The sequence below is a fragment of the Flavobacterium sp. Arc2 genome, assembly GCF_041431385.1.
GTDB lineage: Bacteria > Bacteroidota > Bacteroidia > Flavobacteriales > Flavobacteriaceae > Flavobacterium.
This window is the reverse complement of the sequence record NZ_JASMRH010000007.1, coordinates 72,236-93,593: the sequence shown is the minus strand read 5'-3', so window position 1 is coordinate 93,593 and position 21,358 is coordinate 72,236. Positions and strand designations below refer to the sequence as shown.

Annotated in this window: 15 protein-coding genes; 14 read left to right on the top strand and 1 reads right to left on the bottom strand. The window is 33.4% G+C overall.

What is annotated here, in order from left to right; all coding sequences use genetic code 11:
• Positions 1-209: 209 nt before the first annotated feature.
• From QO182_RS06420 to QO182_RS06380, 9 genes are all read left to right on the top strand, one after another.
• Positions 210-5,156 (top strand): translocation/assembly module TamB domain-containing protein, encoded by a 4,947-nt coding sequence (locus tag QO182_RS06420; RefSeq protein ID WP_371560581.1) that lies wholly within the window; start codon positions 210-212, stop codon positions 5,154-5,156.
• Between the two features lie 27 nt (positions 5,157-5,183).
• Complete coding sequence (locus QO182_RS06415) at positions 5,184-7,475, top strand: BamA/TamA family outer membrane protein (RefSeq protein ID WP_371560576.1); 2,292 nt, start codon at positions 5,184-5,186, stop codon at positions 7,473-7,475.
• 227 nt (positions 7,476-7,702) lie between these two features.
• Entirely contained in the window at positions 7,703-9,130 is a 1,428-nt protein-coding gene (locus QO182_RS06410) for an L-serine ammonia-lyase (protein WP_371560574.1), read from the top strand.
• A 603-nt stretch (positions 9,131-9,733) separates the two neighbouring features.
• On the top strand, positions 9,734-11,470 hold the full coding sequence (locus QO182_RS06405) for a response regulator (protein ID WP_371560572.1): 1,737 nt from the start codon (positions 9,734-9,736) through the stop codon (positions 11,468-11,470).
• Between the two features lie 317 nt (positions 11,471-11,787).
• Positions 11,788-12,243: a TlpA family protein disulfide reductase gene (locus QO182_RS06400; protein WP_371560570.1), complete on the top strand. Its 456-nt coding sequence runs from the start codon at positions 11,788-11,790 to the stop codon at positions 12,241-12,243.
• A gap of 194 nt (positions 12,244-12,437) precedes the next feature.
• On the top strand, positions 12,438-12,596 hold the full coding sequence (locus QO182_RS06395) for a universal stress protein (protein WP_371560568.1): 159 nt from the start codon (positions 12,438-12,440) through the stop codon (positions 12,594-12,596).
• Between the two features lie 175 nt (positions 12,597-12,771).
• On the top strand, positions 12,772-12,840 hold the full coding sequence (locus QO182_RS06390) for a hypothetical protein (RefSeq protein ID WP_371537391.1): 69 nt from the start codon (positions 12,772-12,774) through the stop codon (positions 12,838-12,840).
• Between the two features lie 9 nt (positions 12,841-12,849).
• A complete protein-coding gene (locus tag QO182_RS06385) occupies positions 12,850-13,275 on the top strand; it encodes a YidH family protein (protein WP_371560567.1) in 426 nt (141 codons plus the stop codon).
• A 211-nt stretch (positions 13,276-13,486) separates the two neighbouring features.
• Positions 13,487-14,017, top strand: a complete 531-nt coding sequence (locus tag QO182_RS06380; RefSeq protein ID WP_371537163.1) for a CIA30 family protein — start codon at positions 13,487-13,489, stop codon at positions 14,015-14,017.
• A gap of 102 nt (positions 14,018-14,119) precedes the next feature.
• Here the strand turns inward: QO182_RS06380 and QO182_RS06375 are convergent, their stop codons facing one another.
• The gene (locus QO182_RS06375; protein WP_371537165.1) at positions 14,120-14,446 is read right to left on the bottom strand and encodes a winged helix-turn-helix transcriptional regulator; all 327 of its coding nucleotides are present in this window, start codon (positions 14,444-14,446) and stop codon (positions 14,120-14,122) included.
• Between the two features lie 139 nt (positions 14,447-14,585).
• Here QO182_RS06375 and QO182_RS06370 point away from each other — a divergent pair, with 139 nt between their 5' ends.
• The 5 genes from QO182_RS06370 (at position 14,586) to QO182_RS06350 (ending at position 21,301) form a co-directional block, all read left to right on the top strand.
• Positions 14,586-15,584 carry a YhdH/YhfP family quinone oxidoreductase gene (locus QO182_RS06370; RefSeq protein ID WP_371560565.1) on the top strand — a complete coding sequence of 333 codons (999 nt, stop codon included), beginning with the start codon at positions 14,586-14,588 and terminating at the stop codon, positions 15,582-15,584.
• Between the two features lie 156 nt (positions 15,585-15,740).
• The gene (locus QO182_RS06365; protein ID WP_371560563.1) at positions 15,741-16,775 is read left to right on the top strand and encodes a serine hydrolase domain-containing protein; all 1,035 of its coding nucleotides are present in this window, start codon (positions 15,741-15,743) and stop codon (positions 16,773-16,775) included.
• A gap of 106 nt (positions 16,776-16,881) precedes the next feature.
• On the top strand, positions 16,882-17,874 hold the full coding sequence (locus QO182_RS06360; protein WP_371560561.1) for a phosphotransferase enzyme family protein: 993 nt from the start codon (positions 16,882-16,884) through the stop codon (positions 17,872-17,874).
• 411 nt (positions 17,875-18,285) lie between these two features.
• Positions 18,286-19,914 (top strand): long-chain fatty acid--CoA ligase, encoded by a 1,629-nt coding sequence (locus QO182_RS06355; RefSeq protein ID WP_371560559.1) that lies wholly within the window; start codon positions 18,286-18,288, stop codon positions 19,912-19,914.
• A 934-nt stretch (positions 19,915-20,848) separates the two neighbouring features.
• The gene (locus QO182_RS06350; RefSeq protein ID WP_371560557.1) at positions 20,849-21,301 is read left to right on the top strand and encodes a hypothetical protein; all 453 of its coding nucleotides are present in this window, start codon (positions 20,849-20,851) and stop codon (positions 21,299-21,301) included.
• Positions 21,302-21,358 lie beyond the last annotated feature (57 nt).

The window sequence follows — 21,358 nt, the reverse complement described above, 5'->3', positions numbered from 1 at the left end:
AAGCTAGCATTACTCGTGCCAAAGCTTTTTCTAAATATTAAAAAACCTCCAAAATCGAAATTTAATTTGGCCTGATTATAAAGCAATAATTTTATAATAGAAACTTTATATTTTATAAAAGAGTCCGGATATAAATTTTCATCTTTGTAGTTAATTCAATTTTGACTTTTAGTCCAGATTGACTTTTTTTTATCAAAAAACAAAAGGATTTGAAAGAATATTTAAAAAAAGGCCTTAAAATTATCCAGTGGACAATAGGAACCATACTTTTACTATTCTTATTAGTCCTTGTGCTTATCCAAATCCCCTATGTGCAAAATTTCGCAAAGGATAAGGCGGTAGTCTATATTCAAGATAAAATCAAAACTAAGGTTACAATAAAGAAAATTGACATTGGGTTTCCTAAAAGAATTATTCTAGAAGGCGTATACTTTGAAGGCCTTGGAAAAGACACGCTGTTGAGTGCTAACAAACTTGCCGTTGACATCAGCATGTTTCAATTGGTCAATAACAAAATTGAAATCAATTCTGTCGATTTTCAGGGAGTTACGGCAAATATCAACAGAGACTCTACTTCTATGTTTAATTTTGATTATATCATCAAAGCATTCTCATCCCCTGACAGTCCAAAATCTGATTCTAGTCCGATGACCTTTTCGCTAGAAAACATTAATCTGGACACGATAAACATCAAATATACTGATGCCTTTTCAAAAAATGACTTGTACGTTAAATTAAATCACCTTGAAACTCGCATTAAAACTTTTGATTTAGGTTCCTTGGATTTCGAAGTCCCGAAGATCAAGATAAAAGGCTTGAACCTTAAATATAGACAGGGCATTGCTCAAACTACCAGTCAGGAGGATGATACGCCTCAAAGTAATTATAAATTACTGTTAGGGGAAATTGATTTAGCTAAAATTGCTGTAGATTATCAAGATGAAGCTAGTAAATTGAGCGCTACTATTTCCCTAAAAAAAGGTCTCGCAAAATTTGATAAAACCGACTTCTACAACCATTTTTTTATAATTGATGTCCTCAATTTATCAGATGCAAACGGAAAAATAGCCTTTGAAAAATCAGTAAAAAAACTGACAAAAAAAGAACCAACTGCAACTGCAAGTAGGGACTGGGATTTTAAAGTAAGAAAATCTAATATCAAAAGAGTTGATTTCAACTATGACAATAACAACATTGCTGCGACACCAAAAGGGTTTGATTACAATCATTTAAAACTACAATCGTTAAGCTTTGATGCCCAAGATATCCATTACAGTTCTGTTAGCACCTCCGGAAAAATTAACGCTTTTAAACTAAAAGAACAGAGCGGTCTTGACTTACAGTCTTTTAAAGCTGATTTTTTCTACGGGAAAACGAATTCTTTTCTTAAAAATTTATACCTAAAAACACCACAAACTTTAGTAAAAGACGAAATCCGTATTGGTTATCCTTCTATTGCAGGCATTAGTGATCATCTAGAGGAATTAAGTATTAATGCTACTTTGAAAAAAAGCAGCGTGGGCTTTAAAGACATTTTACTTTTTGTTCCTGGTTTAGCCAATACGGTACCTTTTAAGGACAATCCAAATGCTATACTTCAAGTAAACAGCAAAATTTTCGGTAAACTAGGAGCGATTGAAATTCCAGGTTTAGAAATTAGCGGTATAGGAAATACAAAAATTGTGGGTAGCGGAACCATAACGGGTTTGCCAGATACAAAAAAAGCGTACTTTGATTTAGATTTAAAAGAATTTTCATCTACTGCCAAGGATTTTAATACTTTCCTTCCGAAAGAAACTATTCCTAATTCAATTAGTTTACCTGCATCATTTAATGTCAATGGAACTTTCAAAGGAACGATCAGTAACTTCGCTACTGATTTGGTTTTGGAAAGTAGTTTTGGTCCAGCCAAAATCAATGCTTTATTGGATCAAAGAATAAAAAACAAAGAAAAATACGATCTAAAAGCAAAGCTCGAAAATTTTGATTTAGGAAAACTAATCAAGAATAATACGATTGGGAAAATAAGTGGGAATGCAACTATAAAAGGATCTGGGTTAGATCCCAAAACAGCTAATGCTGCCGTAAAAGGGACCATAGGAAAAATCAATTATAATAAATACAACTATACCAATCTTGATCTTAAAGGAGCCATTAATAACGGTTTATTTCAAGCTATTGCAGATAGTAACGATCCAAATTTAACTTTTGACTTGGTGACCAGCGGTAGTTTTAAAGACAAATACCCAGCTGGAAAAATAAAGTTAAATATTGATGTTGCTGACTTAGAGAAGCTAAACTTACATGCCGGACCAATGAAGATACGAGGAGCATTAGATGCAGATATTCAATCTGTTGATCTCGATTATCTTAATGGAAAATTTAATATTCTCAATCTTACTATTGCCGATGAAAAAGAACAATTTGTGATGGACTCCATTACTATGATTGTTACTTCGGCATCAGACAAAAACATATTGTTGTTTAAGTCTCAGTTTCTAAATGCAGAAATAGAAGGAAAATACAAATTGACAACAATTGCAGACGCACTAGCTAATTCGGCAGCTAATTATTACAACCTAAGTCAATCTCGAAAAGCAACAACGACCGAAAAGCAACAACTTGCATTTAAAATTGGAATTTCAGACAGCCCTATTATTTTGAAACTCATTCCTGAACTAAAGAGCCTTGAGCCTATTACTATAACTGGAAGATACAACACTGTCAATGATTCCATAATCTTGAATGGTGCTATTCCTAAATTAGTCTATGGTGGTAATACAATTACAAATGGAATTCTAAAAGTAGATACAAAAGACAATGCTTTACTATACAGTCTTGTGGTGGATGACATTCAAAACAGCCAATTCCAATTGCCTTATACTTCCATTAGTGGGCAAGTGCAAAACAATATAGCAGACTATACCCTGCAATTAAAAGATGCAAAAGATATAAAAAGATACTTGATTTCTGGAACACTTAAAGCTTCAGCAGCTAATAATGAACTTAGGCTTGACCCACTGAAATTAGTCCTAAATTATGAGCCTTGGATGATGGATGCAAATAACCTACTTCGTTTTGGAGAAAAAGGAATCTATGCCAACAACTTTAAATTAAGCAAAGAAGAAAGCAGCATTAATATACAGTCACGGTCAGAAAAGACAAACGCTCCTTTAGCAATTGACTTCAAAGATTTCAAAATTGAGACTATCACTAATATCGCTGTCAAAGGAGACATAGAAATAAGCGGAAACATCAACGGGAATGCGGTCGTAAAAAACTTGAATCAATCCCCTGTTTTTACTTCTGATTTAATTGTGGATAATTTCTCATTCAAGAAAGACACCATTGGTACAATCAACATAAAAGTTGACAATATAGTGGCTAATACTTACAATGCAAAAGTTTCTCTAACTGGACAAGATAACCTTGTCGATTTAAACGGAACCTACAAGACAGGCGAAGGCAACCTAGATATAAATTTAGACATTTCAAGATTAAACCTAAAAAGTATTCAAGGTTTTACATTGGATAACCTAAAGGAGAGTACCGGTTTCTTAAGCGGTAATTTTAAAATAGCTGGAAATACAAGCCAGCCAAATATGGTAGGTGATTTGCTTTTTAATGAAATAGGATTTAAAGTAACACCTCTCAATGCAACGTTTAAATCGCTAAATGATAAAATTGCATTTACAGGTAATACTATTGCTTTCAATCATTTTAAGATAAAAGATGAAAAAGATAATGATTTAGATATCAACGGAAAAATCAATACTCAAAATTTTAGCAACATCGGTTATGATTTAACGCTCGATGCAATAAATTTCAAAGCGGTCAATTCCCAGGAGAAAGACAATGATTTGTATTACGGGGAAATGTATCTAGACAATCATTTAAGAATTGGTGGTACTTTCAATAGCCCTATAGTCGATGGAAATATTAAAGTAAACAAAGACACTAAATTCACGATTGTAATGCCACAATCTGATCCATCAATAGCAGATCGAGAAGGTATTGTTGAATTTATAGATCAGGACAACCCGCCAATGATTCAGACGAAGCTACGAGCAGATGAAGCCTTGAGTAACCTCGAAATTACAGGTATCAATGCATCTGTAAATATCGAAGTGGATAAAGACGCTGAATTATCAATTGTCATTGACAAAGCCAATGGTGATTTTTTAAAATTAAAAGGAGAAGCCCAACTAAGTGGCGGTATTGATCCGTCTGGAAAAACGACTTTAACGGGTCGGTATGAGTTAAACGAAGGATCTTATGAAATGAATTTCAATTTGATCAAACGCAAATTTGATATCAAAAGCGGTAGTTATATCCTGTGGACAGGTGAGCCAACGGCAGCTGATATCAATATCACAGCAGTTTATAAAAACGAAGCTGCGCCAATTGATCTTGTCGACGACCAATTATCTAACGTATCAGCTTCTATAAGAAGCACCTACAAGCAAAAAATTCCTTTTGAAACCGAATTAAAAATGAAAGGCGAGCTAATGAAGCCAACCATTTCCTTTGACATTATCTTGCCAGACGGAAACAACAGCGTTTCTACAGAAATCATTAACACAACACAAGCTAAACTAACCCAATTGCGTCAGCAACCAGACGAACTGAACAAACAAGTGTTTGCTTTACTCCTATTGAACCGTTTTATAGGAGAAAATCCATTTGCCAGCGAATCAGGAGGAACAACGGTTTCGTCTCTTGCCAGAGAAAGTGCTAGTAAGATCCTGTCACAACAATTAAACAATCTAGCAGGCGATTTAATAAGCGGTGTCGAGCTGAATTTTGATTTAGCTTCCTCACAAGATTATACAACAGGTCAGTTAGAGAACAAAACTGATTTAAATGTTGGGATTTCTAAAAAATTGCTAAATGATCGCTTGAAGGTTACCGTAGGAAGCAGCTTTGGATTGGAAGGACCACAACAACAAAACCAAGAAGCCAATACCATTGCAGGTGACGTTACGATAGAATATCAGCTTTCTAAAGACGGAAGATATAAATTAAAGGCGTATCGCATCAACAAATACCAAGTGGCGCTTCAAGGCCAAGTAGTTGAAACTGGAGTCGCTTTTGTCATTACTTTAGATTACAATGAATTTAAAGAATTGTTTCAGAAAGTAAAAAAAGAAAAATAATTAAAGAACATTCCAAACAGCAGTCTGATGAATAAGAATTCCATACTATATCTTCTTTTTACGCTATTGCTTATTGCTGCTTGCAGTGGTACAAAAAATTTACCTGACGGTGAACTATTGTACACGGGAGCTAAAATAAAAGTCGAAGGTGATGCAACGCCAAAAAAGGAACGTAAGGCTTTGAAAGCCGAATTTGAAGCTATTGTCAGACCAAAACCTAATGGTTCGTTTTTGGGTCAAAGACCCAAATTATTTATTTATAAACTTGCTGGTACTCCAAAAAAGCAAAAAGGATTTCGCTATTGGCTAAAAACCAAAGTAGGCGAAGCGCCTGTTTACTACAGTAAAGTAGATTTAGAATACAACAAATTGGTTTTACAAAACCATGCCGAAAACAACGGCTACTTCAACACCAAATCCACAGCTTATTCCACACGCCACGGTAAAACAGTAAATGCCGTATATAACGTAATTCCCAACAAACAATACCGCATTAGAGAAGTTCAATTCCCCCAAGATTCTACAGTCCTATCGACTGCGATAAGTAAAACTAAAAGAAGAACTTTGCTTAAAAAAGATCAGGGTTATAGTCTCAGTACCATTAAAGAAGAACGGTTACGCATCGATGCACGCCTTAAAGAAAAGGGATTCTACTATTTCAATTCTGACTATCTTAAAGTTCAAGTAGACAGTACGGTTGCAGACCATCAAGTCGATTTAATTGTCAAGGTAAAAGACAAAACTCCAGAGCAATCGCAAACGCAATACCGAATCAATGATATCATCGTATATCCTAATTATTCCATTAATATGGATAGCACCGTTACCGCTTCGGCTTCGGCATTGAAACACAATGACATGACGATTATCGATGACGAAAATTTGTTTAAACCTCGTATTTTTGATCGTACCTTATATTTTAAAAAAGATGATTTTTACAACCGTACCAATCACAATTTATCCCTAAACCGATTGGTCAATTTAGGTACGTTTAAGTTTGTTAAAAATGAATTTAAAGTCGCTGACACGATCGGGAATTATCTAGATGCGTATTACTACCTCACTCCTTTGCCTAAAAAATCGATTGGTTTGGAAGTATTGGCCAAAACCAATTCGGCTAATTATACGGGTACAGAACTCAATGTGAACTGGAGCAATAGAAATGTGTTTAAAGGAGCTGAATTACTAACTATTTCTGCATTTGGTGGATTAGAAGTCCAAGTTTCAGGTGTAAACAACGGCTTTAATGTATACCGTTTTGGGACTGAGGCTAATTTAGTTTGGCCCAGAATTATATCGCCATTCCACTTTTTGTCCTCTAGCGGTTTTGTTCCAAAGACAAAAGCGACCTTAGGATATGAGTTCCAAAATAGAACCAAACTGTATTCGCTACAAACATTTAAAGGTTCGTTTGGGTATTTATGGAAAGAAAATGAACGTAAAGAACATCAGTTCAATATTACTGAAATTACATATGCTAGTCCGCAAAACGTGACACCACTATACCAAGAGCAAATTGATGCCAATGCTTCCCTTGGAAAAGTAATCGAAAAGCAATTGATTTTTGGCCCTACCTATTCCTATACGTATACAAATACCATCGAAAAAAGAAGAAAACATACATTCTATTATAAGGGAGGTGTGGATTTATCAGGAAATATTACTGGACTTGCTACTGGAGCTAATTTGAAAAAAAAAGACACTATAAAAGTCTTCAGTGTACCCTTTAGTCAATTCGTTAAAGTAGAGAGTGAGTTCAGACATTATTTAAAATTAGGTGGCGAAAAACAATTGGCTAGCAGGATTATCGCGGGAGCAGGATTTGCATATGGAAATTCAAATGAAATGCCTTTTATAAAACAGTTCTTTAACGGTGGAACCAATAGTATAAGAGCTTTTCGCGCGAGATCTATAGGTCCGGGAAGTTTTGATGGTACAGCAACTACTAATGCATTTCTCGCCGATCAATCTGGGGATTTAAAACTGGAATTGAGTACGGAATACCGAGCTAAAATATATGATTTTGTAAAAGGAGCCTTGTTTGTAGATGCTGGAAACATTTGGTTACTTAAAGACAACCCCGATAAACCTGGTGCAAAGTTCTCTAAAGATTTCTTAAACGAACTTGCCGTGGGTGTAGGTGCTGGATTGCGATTTGACTTTTCTTTTCTGGTACTAAGAACCGATCTTGCTTTTCCCATACGCAAACCATATTTGCCAGAAGGTGACCGTTGGGTACTGGATAAAGTAAGTCTTGGAAATAGTTCTTGGCGAAACGATAATCTAGTTTTTAATCTAGCCATTGGGTATCCGTTTTAGTAATTTATAAAACAGTTCCATTTCAATTTATACTGCCCTACTCGATTTATAGCGTCGAATCACTGTTTATAAGCGAATTATAATTTCAATAACAATTACAATCCTACTTTTCATTGCAGAATAATTAAATTATAAAGCCAAATGCCATCATATAGCTAACATTAGTTGGCTTTTGGAGTAAATCATTGCTAATTTCGATTATATTTGTGGCATAAACTACTTTATTTATGGAAGAATGTATCTCTGTCTTTGACATGCTAAAAATTGGTGTTGGCCCATCTAGTTCCCATACCCTTGGACCATGGCGTGCAGGAGAACGCTTTCTTGAAGAACTGAGAAAGAAAAATCTAATTCAGTCTGTCGTTAGAGTAAAAACAGATTTATACGGCTCCTTATCCTTAACCGGAATTGGTCACGCTACTGATTTAGCGGTTATGCTTGGCTTAAGTGGTCAGGATCCAGAATACATTGCTGTAGAAAATATTGATGGAATTATAAAGTCCATCAAAGACAAAAACCAAATCAATTTAGGGAATGAATTCTTAATTTCTTTCTCCTTTTCAGAAGATATCGTTTTCAATAAAGAGTTTCTACCTTTTCATTCTAACGGAATGAAATTTACCGCTTTTCTGGCTAACGGAAAAGAATATGTAGCGACTTTCTACTCCATCGGTGGTGGATTTGTGGTTAAAGAAGAACGAGTGAATGCTAAGAAAAAAATAGAAATAAAATGTGCTTTTCCATTCCCTACAGATAAAGCAGTCGACATTTTAGGCTACTGTAAAACTGAAAATAAGAAAATCTCTGAAATCGTTTATGAGAACGAGAAATCCATGCGTACGCCAGAAGTAATCGACCTCGAGTTAATGCGAATCTGGAACACCATGTTAGAGTGTATGTATATAGGTTGCCATACAGAGGGAATCCTTCCTGGCGGCTTAAATGTTCGTCGTAGGGCTTTTGACATGCATCAAAATTTAATTGGGTTATCAAATTACATCGATCCACAAACGTGGCTGGAACAAATAAGACTCACCGAAGTGAAATTTCGCCAAATCCTGAAATGGGTAAGCTGTTTTGCTTTGGCGGTAAATGAAGTTAATGCTGCTTTGGGCCGCATCGTAACCGCACCCACAAATGGTAGCGCCGGAGTAATTCCGTCCGTATTAATGTATTATCTGGTGATTGAAAACCATCAAGCTGGTGAAAAAGAAATCAAGCAATTCTTGTTGGTTGCTGGTGAAATAGGCAGTATTTTCAAGAAAGGATCAACGATATCAGCCGCAATGGGAGGATGTCAGGCAGAGATAGGCGTTTCGTCTTCTATGGCTGCGGCAGCATTGTGCGAGTTGATGGGCGGAACCCCAGAACAGGTTTTAATGGCTGCTGAGATTGCCATGGAACACCATCTGGGATTAACCTGTGACCCTATAGGTGGTTTAGTGCAAATCCCTTGTATCGAACGCAATACCATGGGCGCGATCAAGGCAATCCATGCTGCTGAACTAGCGCTAGAAACCGACCCAAAACATGCCAAAGTTCCCTTAGACAAAGTAGTTAACACCATGTGGGAAACGGCAAAGGACATGAACAATAAATACAAAGAGACTTCTGAAGGCGGACTCGCCGTAGCGGTGAACATGTCTGACTGCTAGCATGTGCTTAACTTGTTTCAATCTCTTGATAACGTTTAGTTTTTCCTAAACTTCTTTAAGAACAACTATATTTAAAATCGTTCCTCTACAAACAAAAATAATAATGGCTTATCCCCGCTAAAACGGCTAGACAATTGACTAGCCGTTTTAGCGGCATCGGGGTATTTGCAACAATCTTTTTTTTATTGCGCTACAGTTCGATAAAAGAAAAAAGTATTTCCACTTCTATCCATTACACTACAACAAACTTCTAATCAGTACTACTTTCTTTTAAAAAAATACGTTCAACTAACACCATCATAGATTAGTTTAGCCATAGAAATACCAACTCATTTATCGGCAAATTAAACTGATAAAGGATACAAGAAGACAATAATAGGTCAAAGCAGTAGTAGAACAAATGAAATTTAGCGGAATAAATAGTCAATAAATAAAAAGCTCCTTCGATATTTTGTAATAATTTTTTTACTACTTTTATTCATGATAAAAGTAGATTTTATAATACCTGGATTTAAAGTATAGCTAAGTTTAACTCTGTTTATGCTGAAAATACTAGGGAAATATTAAAAAAAAACTACTAAATATATTATTTAACTATTACAAATGGATAAAAAGAGACCTCCTACTAGTCTTAAAAGCATAAGTAAATTAAGTAAAATTGACAATTTTAGTTTTAATTTTTTCACAGTACAGTTTTTACTTGTGATGATATTTCTATTTTATCTAAAATTGACCTATATGGCTTGGGGAACCATTCCTATTATTTTACTTTTGTTTTATTTTTCAATTTCAAAGAGATTTAGTTTTCCACAAAAGTCATTAATTGCTATTTCTACAATAACAGCATATTATACATTTACTTTTATACTATATGGGAAGTCTTATGATTTTTTACTTATAACTTACTTAACTCCAATTGTTTTACTAATACTACTTCGCTATAATAAGTTAATGATTTTTTTTAGCGTACTCATTTTATTGATCATTACAACTACTGTCTATTTTGATTTTTTTGGATTTGACTATGGTAATGAAATGTATTATGAAAAAGATAATCATGATAGCTTGTTAAATTTTATTGTAATAATGATAACACTCTATTTGGTTGTGTTATTAAAAGCAAGAACAAAGTTAGTTGCTGATATAATTAAAGATCTAAAAGCTAAAAATATTGAATTAGAAGAATCTCGAATTGAATTGAAAAAATTACAAATCAATAAAGAATCATTTTTTGCCATAATGAGTCATGAAATTAGAACTCCTTTAAATGCCATAAAAGGAATTTCAGATATTTTAAAAAATAATATAGATTGTGAAGAAGATTGTAATCTTTTAGAACTGATGGATTATTCCACCAATCATTTATTAGCATTGGTAAACAACATATTGGATTTTACCAAACTACACGACGGGGTTTTCTCTTTGCAGTACTCAGAGTTCAACTTAACAACCTCTCTAAATTCGTTGTTTAAAATGAATGAAAGATTAGCCTTAGAGAAGGGATTAGAGTTTAAAATCCAAATCGATAAAAACATTCCTAATACTGTTTATGGTGATAAAAACAGAATCAATCAAATCGTTTTAAATCTTCTAAACAATGCGATTGAATATACCACAGCTGGAATAGTAACAATGCATGTAAATGGAAATCATAATGCGGATAATAAAGATGAATTTCAACTTCAAATTACAATCTCTGATACTGGCAAAGGAATAGATAAAGATTTAGGCGAAAAGATATTTCAAAAATATGCTACTTCAAACACATCCAAAAATAGCGTTGGTCTTGGTTTAACCATTTCAAAAGGCCTAATTGATTTAATGAAAGGAACTATTTCGTATAAATCAAAACAAAATCAGGGTACGACATTTAACATTACTATTCCATTACCTATTGTAGAAAACAACGGTGCAAATTTAGAAAATGTTGAAAATATTTTTCACAACACGAGTATAAAAATGCTGATAGTTGATGACAATAAAATCAATTTATTAGTTTTAGAAAAGCAGTTAAAAAACAAATTGAAAAACAGCCAAATTACTACTGCTTATAATGGCTTAGAAGCATTAAACTTAATAAAAGACAATGAATACGACATTGTGCTAATGGATGTAATTATGCCCGTAATGGACGGTATTACTGCAACCACGCAGGTTAGAAGTCTAACCGACGAAAACAAAAAAAATATTCCTATTATTGCTTTAACCGCTAATGTTGGTGAAAAAGAATTATCAGAATGTTTAAATGCTGGTATGAATGATTTCGTAACAAAACCATTTGAAATTAATGCCCTATTAAAAATAATTCACAAAAGAATAAAAGTCTGCGAACCAAGCTAATTCCCGTTCTCGTAAAAATTATTTTATCTGAAAATCGTAAAGCTGATTTTCTATATTTACTAATAATCATATTTTTTTCAAGTATTGTGAATTAAAAAAGAGAAAGATATTATTCTATCATAATAATACATTGAAAAGAGTAACTTCAATTTCTTCGTAACGCAAAAAAACGTTTTCAAAAATCTTTAAAGGCGAACGATATCGGAGTCAATAAAAAATCAGAAACAACTGTCGTAATTTATTTGGAAAAGATAAATTTGATTAACTTTGAAAGACAAACTACATGAAATTCATATAGTAGTAAAAAAGCAACTATAATGGTTAAGGAAAACTCAAACAAAACTGCGAATATTGAATCGATAAAGGTGCAAGAATTTGATTTGAATGAAATTGATTTGATTAAAAAATTAAAAGGTAAACCATTATTAATCATAATCTATAATAATCAATGTTTAGGCTGCACAGGAAGAGCTATTCCATTGGCTTATCAATATCAACAAGAATATGACAATCTTCAAGTGATAGGCATTCATACAAATTTTGGTACAAATCAGGTTACAGAAAATGATATAAAAAGCATTTTTACAAAAGATGAAATCCCCTTCCCTATTTATTTAGACAGTGGACATAAAGTATACGACCAATTCAATTCAGAGGGGACTCCTCAATGGATTTTGATTACGAGTGAAGGAGTTTTATATCGATCAATATTTGGTTCTCAAACAGGTTCTCAAAACAGGCTAATGTACGCACTTGAAGACCTTTGTTCATAGAATAAGGTAGATTTATTCTGAAATGAATTCTGCAATTACTAAATTGAAAAAAAGAGCGGTAACTGACTTTAACATTGCTTATAAGTGAAATCCTGAGCTTTCAGTAAAATGCGTAACAGTAGTAAAATAATTGGCTATTAATTCCAATTCTGCCATAAGTTAGACCATTAGCGGCAATCAAAGACGATAACAACATGAAAAAAATACTAATTGCACTAGATGATGGACCAACTTCTAAAAAAGTTGCTTCAATGGGTTTGCAACTTGCACAACAACTAAATGCAGAGATTGCACGAATAAGCGTTGTTGACACAACAGATCTTATGATCAATGTCGGTATAACTCCTCGATAGTTAGGAGATTCTATACAAAAGTCAGCAAATGCTTATTGACAAGGTATTTAAAGACTATGAAGCATGGAATTTTGTAGAAAAAGGCAAACCAAATAATATTAAAAGTAGCTGAAGAGTGGGAAGCAGATATAATTGTTTGGGGACACATGTTAGAACTGGACTATCACATTTATTAATGGGTAGTGTTACTGAAAAAATAATGAGACATTCTACAAAACCATTATTTGTTATCGATGCTAAATAAAAACGAGAAATGGGAGAGTTACAAAACAAGGACAAAAATTTAGTTACTGAAATAATTAAACAACAAAATGCAAGAGAGCACCTAGCAAATGAACGGACTCTTTTAGCGTGGATAAGAACCAGTATCGGGATTATGGCTTTTGGTTTTGTAGTTGTGAAATTTTCTTTATTCATTAAACAAATTTCCCTTCTACTCGGTAATACGGCTAAACTTCCACCGCAAAACGGTTATTCTTCCATGATAGGAATATTGTTAGTTGCTGTAGGAGCAGTCGTCTTATTATTAGCATACATAAAATTTAAACAAACAGAAAAACAGTTGAATAATGAGGCATTTGAGGCATCTTCAAAACTTGTTTTTTCAATAACAATAATTATTCTTTCAATAAGCATTTTACTCATCTTATATTTGATTGATAATACAAACAGGTATTAGTAAGATTACTAAATCCAACAAGAAGTTGGTTACAAAAAAGCTATAAAATAATTTACACTTGGTAGCTGAGGAAGAAACAATTAGTACCCTTTTTGCACAATAAGGATTCTATTTTTTTCTTGACAAAAATGCTTAACTTAGCTTAAACAAAACTAACTACGGCTTATGCAGTTGACATGTAACGTTTGCAAACAGTAAAAGCGGAATTATTATGAAACACTTAATTTATATGATACTTTTATTTTCTATAATGGCCCCAAAAGTAATTTTTGATTTTAACAAAAATTCAAATATTCAAGACTGGATGATTGTTGATGATGTCGTGATGGGAGGCGAGTCAGCCAGTACTTTCAAATTAAATGCAGATGGTTTTGGTGTATTTGAAGGCAATATATCATTGGATAACAATGGAGGATTCTCTTCTTTACGTTATCGATTTCCCAAAATAATAGTAAAAGACTACACGACCATTAGTATTAAACTTAAAGGCGATGGTAAAAATTATCAGTTTAGGATAAAATCTAATTCTGGAGATTATTATTCCTACATAGCGCCATTTTCTTCCTCAGGAGAATGGCAAGAATTAGAAATTCCACTAAAAGATATGTACCCTTCTTTCAGGGGGAAGATACTTGATCAGCCCAATTTTCACGAAGGTACTATTAACGAAATAGCTTTCTTGATAGGAAATAAAAAAGCAGAAAAATTTAAACTAATGATTGATAAAATAGAGTTGAAATAGAACTTCGAGGCACAGCGCGGCAAAACTCCTGTTGCTGTCGCTGCTGGGCGAATACCATACGTATTTTGTACCGTATATCGTAAAATAAAAGCCGATAACTAATTAACTTTCGACTCTATCAATAAGATTTTCAAAAAGCAGCCCTCCCTTATACATTCCTTTTAAAACAGGATGAATTTCTTTCCCTAATTCTGTTAAACTATACTCTACTCTGGGCGGAACTTCAGGGAATACTTCCCTATGAATCAAACTATCTTGTTCTAACTCCTTCAGTTGTTTAGTCATCATACGCTCGCTAATATCTGGCATTAGCCTTACTAACTCACTGTATCTTTTAGTGCCGCGAAAAAGATGCAAAATGATAGTGCCTTTTCTTTTTCCTTTAATTGAATTTATAAAAGTATCAATGGGACAATAACTTTTTTTCATTTTTTTTGCTTTGAATACCTAGTAAACACACAAAACAGCACAAAATGTTCGTAGGGAAACAAATTGTAAGCTATTGTATATCAGTATATTTTTATCGAAATTTGTAACAAAAGTAATCAAATCATATAAGATATCAACTATGGAAACTAAATCAACATACAAAGCTTTTAGAGTGGAAGAAAATGAGGGAAACTACATTTCTACAATTAAAGAAATGCCATTTACGTCACTAGCTCAAGGCGAAGTACTTATCAGAGTACACTACAGCTCTTTGAACTATAAAGATGCTTTATCTGCAAGCGGAAATAAAGGCGTAACCAGAAATTATCCTCATACTCCAGGAATTGATGCTGTAGGAACGATTGTTTCTTCAGAGTCGAATAAGTTTCATGTCAAGGATAATGTTATTGTAACCAGTTATGATTTAGGAATGAATACCGATGGAGGATTTGCAGAGTATATCAAAGTACCTGAAGACTGGGCTGTAAAGCTACCTGAAAACCTAAGCATGAAAGAAGCAATGATTATTGGAACAGCAGGGTTAACAGCGGGTATTTCAGTATTGCGACTAAGTGAAAACGTTAAACCTGAAGATGGACCAATAGTTGTTTCTGGTGCTACTGGTGGCGTGGGGTCTTTAAGTATCGCTATTTTAAAAAAGCTAGGCTATAAAACCGCTGCAATAACAGGCAAAGAAACAGAACGTGACTATTTAATAAAAATTGGAGCAGACGAAGTTATTATGCGACAAGATTTTGAAGAAACAGAAAAAAGACCACTGTTAAAACCCGCTTTTGCCGGAGCTATTGATACTGTGGGTGGAGTTATCCTCGAAAATATTATAAAATCCATTAGTCCAATGGGCGTGGTTACTTGCTGTGGTAACGTAGCCTCTCCAAAACTTGATTTAACTGTGTTTCCTTTCATTTTAAGAGGAATATCGTTAATAGGTATTGACTCTCAAAATTATCCCATGACCTATCGAGAGAAAGTGTGGAGTAAATTATCAAATGAGTGGAAAATTGATAGGTTAACCGAAACTTGTACTGAGATAACTTTAAATGAATTACAGGAAAAAATTGATTTAATGCTTAAAGGGAAATTAAAAGGAAGAACTGTGGTTAAGTTGGATATTTAAAAATACGTCAGACGATACATGGTAAAAAAAGAGTGCTGAATTAAATAAAAAAGAATATTTTTAGCACCTAAATTAAATGGTAGAAAGTTGCGCTTTAAAAAACGTAATTTTCACATTCTAAACCGTGAGCCGTCATTTAAACCCAGATACAATTTAATGAAATTTAGTATTCTAATTTTAGTAATTGCTTTTTTAACTTCTTGTCACGTATTTGGACAAACCAAAAAATATGCTGATTTACCTTCAAAGATCGATTCCATTATTGAGAATACTAGCTTTAATGGAGTTGTCCTTTTGACGAAGGATTCTACTGCGATATACTCCATGGCTACTGGTTATTGTGATTTAGAGAAAAAAACGCCGCTTACGATCAATGATCAATTTGTCATTGGCTCAATAAGCAAACAAATAACTGCTGTATTAATATTGAGAGAATATGAAAAGGGAAAAATTGGGCTTGAAGACAAAATCAATCACTATCTAATCGATATTAAAGAACCTTGGTCAAAGGAAATAACTATTCATCAATTGCTAACGCATACTCATGGAATTGTAGCTTTAGATAAGCCATTAGAATTTAAACCAGGTTCACAATTTCATTATTCACAATTAGGTTATGAACTACTTGCATGCATTCTTGAAAAAGTAACTGCTAAAACATTCAAAAAACTAACAACTGAATTCTTTAGCGAATATGGATTAAAAAACACCTTCCATCCTGATTATAAAAAATATAAACACTTGGTAAAAGGATATGAAGAAAGTGAAAGTGGTGTTTTAGAATCTACGCCCAATAGTTTGTCTAATTTTGTAGCAGCAGGGGCTTTTATTTCTAACGTTGCCGATTTAAATAAATGGAACCAACTTTTATACTCTGGAAAACTAGTCAAAAAAGAGACGTTGGAATTAATGAAAACTAAATATGCCACCCGTATCCATCCTGTTTTTGATACAATTGAATATGGATATGGACTCCTCTTTAAAGATGGTGAACAAAATTTGGAAATTGGTGCTTTTGGTTATGCTCCAGGTTTTGTTTCTGCTTGTTATTTTTATCCTCAAACTAATATGAACTTAATCATTTTGGAAAACACGGGTAATAGTTTAGATGATTTCAAAAAAACATTCAAAGTACATACTGAAATAATGCAATTAATAAAAAATCAAACGCCCAACAACGGCAATGAGTGATTTCCTATTCTCGTTTTCTATTTTTAAATTTCGAACGCACTTTTGATTTCCCCTTTTTGGCAATAGCTAAAAAAATTAAGCAAAAAAATACCAAAAAAAAGAATACATGACAAATGAATTTCCAGTTACAAACTCAACACTTTCAGCAACTAAACTGGGGGAACTATTACAGCAAAAATATAATTTAAGCAAAAATACGGAATGTAAACTTTTCAGAGCAGGAATGAACCACGTTTACATCGTTACTGATTGTGGCGAAAAATATGTTTTTCGTGTCTACACTTTTGATTGGAGGACAAAAAATGAAGTAGCTGAGGAACTAAGACTTCTCATCCATTTGAATGAAAATAAAGCACCTATTTCCTTCCCCCTAGCTGATAATTTAAAGGAATACATTCAAGAGTTAAACGCACCAGAGGGGAAAAGATTTGGTGTCTTATTTTCGTTTGCAGAAGGTACAAAAACAGCAATATTTGCAGCTGAAACCAGTTTTTTTATTGGTCAAACTTTGGCAAAAGTACATAAATCGACAGAAAAATTCACCTTAAAAAGAGTAACTTACGACAATAAAGTTTTACTAATAGATTCCGTTAAACGAACACGTCAATTTTTTAAGAAAGAAACTAACGATACGGTATTTTTAGAAAAAATGGCTGATTTTCTTCAAAAGGAATTTAACAATGTAGATAAGGAAAAAATACGATTTGGAGCCGTCCACCTAGACGTATGGTTTGATAATATGCACTTTAATGAAGACGATAAAGTAACCCTTTTTGACTTTGATTTCTGTGGTAATGGTTGGCTGTGTTTAGACATTTCCTACTTTCTATTTCAACTATTCTCAACAAATTTAAATGAGAATGATTACAAAATAAAAGCAGAAAGTTTTCTTGAAGGTTACGAAACTGTAACCGAAATTAATAAGGAGGAAAAACGACTTCTACCTCTCGCTTGTTTAGCAATTATGACTTACTATATCAGCATGCAATGTGACAGATATGATTATTGGACAAATATATTTTTAAATGAAGACCATTTAAAAAGAGTTGTAGGCAATTTAAAGCGATGGATTCTCTTTAATGAAATTGAAATCGAATAAGACCTGCTCCTAACAAAATCTATACTTAAAAATTAAAGATTGCAGTACCACTACTCTATTTGTTACCCCTATATTTTCCCTCCCAAAATAGAATCTTAATTACAATTAATTTATAGCCCTTGTTTACTATTTAAAACTTTTACTGTTTTTCAATTTAACATGTCTTTTAAATCTCAACTACGTGCCCAAATAACTATCCCTATTACTCTCCGTTATTCATAAAAAACCTAGTATGAAATCATCGTTTCGTAATGATTTTCAATAAAATAGCTATATATTAGCTAAGGCTTAAAAAAGTGGTTTTGAGGAGTGTATTCCTATAGAAGTTCAATATCTTCTAAAAAAGAAATAAATTGAATTTCCTGCACCGATTAAGCGAATAAAATCAAATGAACAATTAAAATTTTTAGTATGGAAGGCTTAATAATGAATTATCCACTCACAACTACAACTATTCTTGAATATGGAAATAGCGTCTATCATCAAAAAATAATAATAACTTATTTACCTGATGGAACACGACAGGAGTATCGCTTTGGTGATATGTATAAACGATGTAAAAAGTTAGCCAATGCATTAACTCAAAAATTAGGAATCAATAAAGGCGACATGGTAGGTACTTTTGCATGGAATCATGCTCCTCATGTAGAATTATACTATGGTATTTCAGGTATTGGAGCGATTTGTCATCCTATAAATATTAGATTAACCAGCCATCAAACAGAATTTATAATCAACAATTCTGAAGACAGAGTCATTTTTGTGGATGCTACTTTAGTTCCGCTACTAGAAAAAATTGCTCCCCTACTTGAAACTGTAGAATGTTATGTCTTAATAAACGCCTCTAAAGATTTTAAAACCTCTTTACAAAACACAATACACTATGAAGATTTACTTGCAGAACAATCAGAAGAATATGAATGGCCCACGTTAAACGAAAATGATGCTAGCGGAATGTGTTACACCAGCGGAACAACTGGTTTGCCTAAGGGAGTTTTATATTCCCACAGATCTACGTATTTACATGCTTCTAACATTATATCACCTAATGCGGGAAATTACAGTAGCCAAGACACCATTTTATTAGTGGTACCCCAATTTCATGTTATGGCTTGGGGATTTCCATATTTATGTCTCTTGTCTGGGTCAAATATGGTGTTACCGTCTTCTAATTTAAATCCAGAAGCTATTATTAAAATTCTAGAAGAAGAGAAAGTTACTAAAGCAAACGGAGTACCTACGATCTGGTTAGGGGTTTATCATGCCATGAAGGAAAAACCACCAATAGAAAAGCTGGCACTTCAAGAATATATTGTAGGAGGTTCTGCCCTACCTAAAAGTCTCATTGAAGGTTTCGAAAAAGATTTTGGGATAAAAGGAGTTCAAGCATGGGGAATGACAGAAACATCTCCCTTAGGTACCGTTTCCAGATTACAACCAAAGCATGCTCAACTTTCAGAAAACGAAAAGCTGGACATTCGTGCCAAACAAGGTACTGCATTTCCAGGTGTGGAAATAAGGATTATGACCGACGAAGGCACTTTGGCTCCCGCAGACGGTAAGACTATGGGAGAATTACAAATAAAAGGGGCATGGGTTATCAATTCCTATTTTAAAACGAATAATCTCGATGGTTTTACTGACGATGGTTGGTTTAAAACAGGTGATGTCAGTACAATCGATGCAGATGGTTATATGGAAATTAAAGACCGTACAAAAGACCTTATAAAAAGTGGTGGCGAATGGATTTCAAGTGTTGCCCTAGAATCGGCATTAATGTCACATGTTAAAATTAAAGAAGCTGCGGTTATTGCAATACCAGACGAAAAATGGGTAGAAAAACCTTTGGCCTCTATCGTCTTGATAAATCCAGAAGACAGAGTCTCAGACGAAGAATTAATTGAGTTTTTAGCAAGGGAGTTTGTAAAATATCAAATCCCTAAAGATTATGTATATTTAGCTGAAGTGCCAAAAACAAGCGTTGGTAAATTTGACAAAAAAGAGATTAGAAGACTTTTTGCTGAGGGGAAACTTATGTAAACAAACAGCGGTTAATTAGAATAAACGATTAATGGCAGCCCGCAGCAATTAAGTACTTATAGAAGCCGTTGCTGCTTGTGGAAAGTTACCACAGAATCCGATTGGTGTATGCCAGTCGGATTTTTTATTTCTTGTTCTTTTGGGCGTAACCTCACTTCCACTCCGTTGCAGCGCGGTCGGGCTATTTGTTGCAATCTTTTTTCTTTATTCCGCTCGTCGCTTCATAAATTAAAAAAGGATTTCCACTTCTATCCCTTACGCACAACCTGCATCTGTTAAACGATTTATATAATTTCAGTTCTATATTAGCTTTTTAAAGAAATCTGGTATTTATCAGACTTCTTTATAAATTATACCCCATTTTAAAATCGAAAAATAAATTGAAAATATCAAACGAGATTACAAAACAACTTGGAACTTTTATTGCAGAAGATTAAAAAGGTACCATTTCCCTCGTGTTATAAGAAATGATAGCTTTAGGTTTAGAATAGTAAAAACCAAATAAAAACTAATGCCAACAGCTTAATAGTCTTTGGACTTGAAAAACCAACACCCTCACGATAGCTAACGCACTAAACAATGAATACTTAGTTAAACTACCACTTCGGATTTATAAACATAACTATCTTACTTGCAACTCTATGTAGGTGTACTAAAATGACACATAAGGAATTAAAGTTTTGTTTTTTTTCATCAGTGTAAATGGTTTTTAATTATTTTTACAAAAGTACTGTGTTTGAGACAATACAGTAATGAAGGTTTAGTCGAACATCATTAGCGCTATACAAAAGGCTTTAGTCAAATTGCAATAGCACAAGCAAGAATAAGTGCAATAGAAAATACATAGTCAGGATTCCTTGTAGATAGCGAAGCGGCCAAACTTTATTTATTATTTCAAAACAACCTGAAAAATCAATTAATCAAATTAACTCCTATGAAAAAAATTAAATTAGTAATTGGCTTTACATTATTTCTAGCAATGGCTTCTTGTGCTTTACAACCAATAGCGTCAGAATATACTTTTATTAAAACTGATTTAGCAAAAGTTGAATTAGACAAATTAGGTGATGGAAATATTCTAATCTATAATGGTGCAACTCTTATGCATAAATTAGATAATACAGCAAGATTAAATATTTGGATTGATAATAAAGCGTTAGGACAAATAAGACCTACTGAATATGTAATTATTAACGTTAAAAAAGGACAACACCATTTTAAAGTTGTTCATGTGGATGTTGTAAATATGAAAAGTGAACACGACGTAAATATCGACACAGAGACCAAAGTCATCAAAATTAAACCAACAGTAACATCTAATAAATTAGAAGTAACTAATGAATTTCCTTCGAATTTCGAGAAATTAAAATACGCTCAAAAAAGATAAATTAAAAAATACGATCGTTATATCAAATAATAGATTGAAAAGCAATTAGATTTTAAG

What these genes read in the sequence shown, in the direction of transcription:
- QO182_RS06415 (WP_371560576.1), top strand. Translation starts at nt 5,184, where the DNA reads ATGAATAAGAATTCCATACTATATCTTCTTTTTACGCTATTGCTTATT.
- QO182_RS06410 (WP_371560574.1), top strand. Translation starts at nt 7,703, where the DNA reads ATGGAAGAATGTATCTCTGTCTTTGACATGCTAAAAATTGGTGTTGGC.
- QO182_RS06405 (WP_371560572.1), top strand. Translation starts at nt 9,734, where the DNA reads ATGGATAAAAAGAGACCTCCTACTAGTCTTAAAAGCATAAGTAAATTA.
- QO182_RS06400 (WP_371560570.1), top strand. Translation starts at nt 11,788, where the DNA reads ATGGTTAAGGAAAACTCAAACAAAACTGCGAATATTGAATCGATAAAG.
- QO182_RS06395 (WP_371560568.1), top strand. Translation starts at nt 12,438, where the DNA reads ATGAAAAAAATACTAATTGCACTAGATGATGGACCAACTTCTAAAAAA.
- QO182_RS06385 (WP_371560567.1), top strand. Translation starts at nt 12,850, where the DNA reads ATGGGAGAGTTACAAAACAAGGACAAAAATTTAGTTACTGAAATAATT.
- QO182_RS06380 (WP_371537163.1), top strand. Translation starts at nt 13,487, where the DNA reads ATGAAACACTTAATTTATATGATACTTTTATTTTCTATAATGGCCCCA.
- QO182_RS06375 (WP_371537165.1), bottom strand. Translation starts at nt 14,446, where the DNA reads ATGAAAAAAAGTTATTGTCCCATTGATACTTTTATAAATTCAATTAAA.
- QO182_RS06370 (WP_371560565.1), top strand. Translation starts at nt 14,586, where the DNA reads ATGGAAACTAAATCAACATACAAAGCTTTTAGAGTGGAAGAAAATGAG.
- QO182_RS06365 (WP_371560563.1), top strand. Translation starts at nt 15,741, where the DNA reads ATGAAATTTAGTATTCTAATTTTAGTAATTGCTTTTTTAACTTCTTGT.
- QO182_RS06360 (WP_371560561.1), top strand. Translation starts at nt 16,882, where the DNA reads ATGACAAATGAATTTCCAGTTACAAACTCAACACTTTCAGCAACTAAA.
- QO182_RS06355 (WP_371560559.1), top strand. Translation starts at nt 18,286, where the DNA reads ATGGAAGGCTTAATAATGAATTATCCACTCACAACTACAACTATTCTT.
- QO182_RS06350 (WP_371560557.1), top strand. Translation starts at nt 20,849, where the DNA reads ATGAAAAAAATTAAATTAGTAATTGGCTTTACATTATTTCTAGCAATG.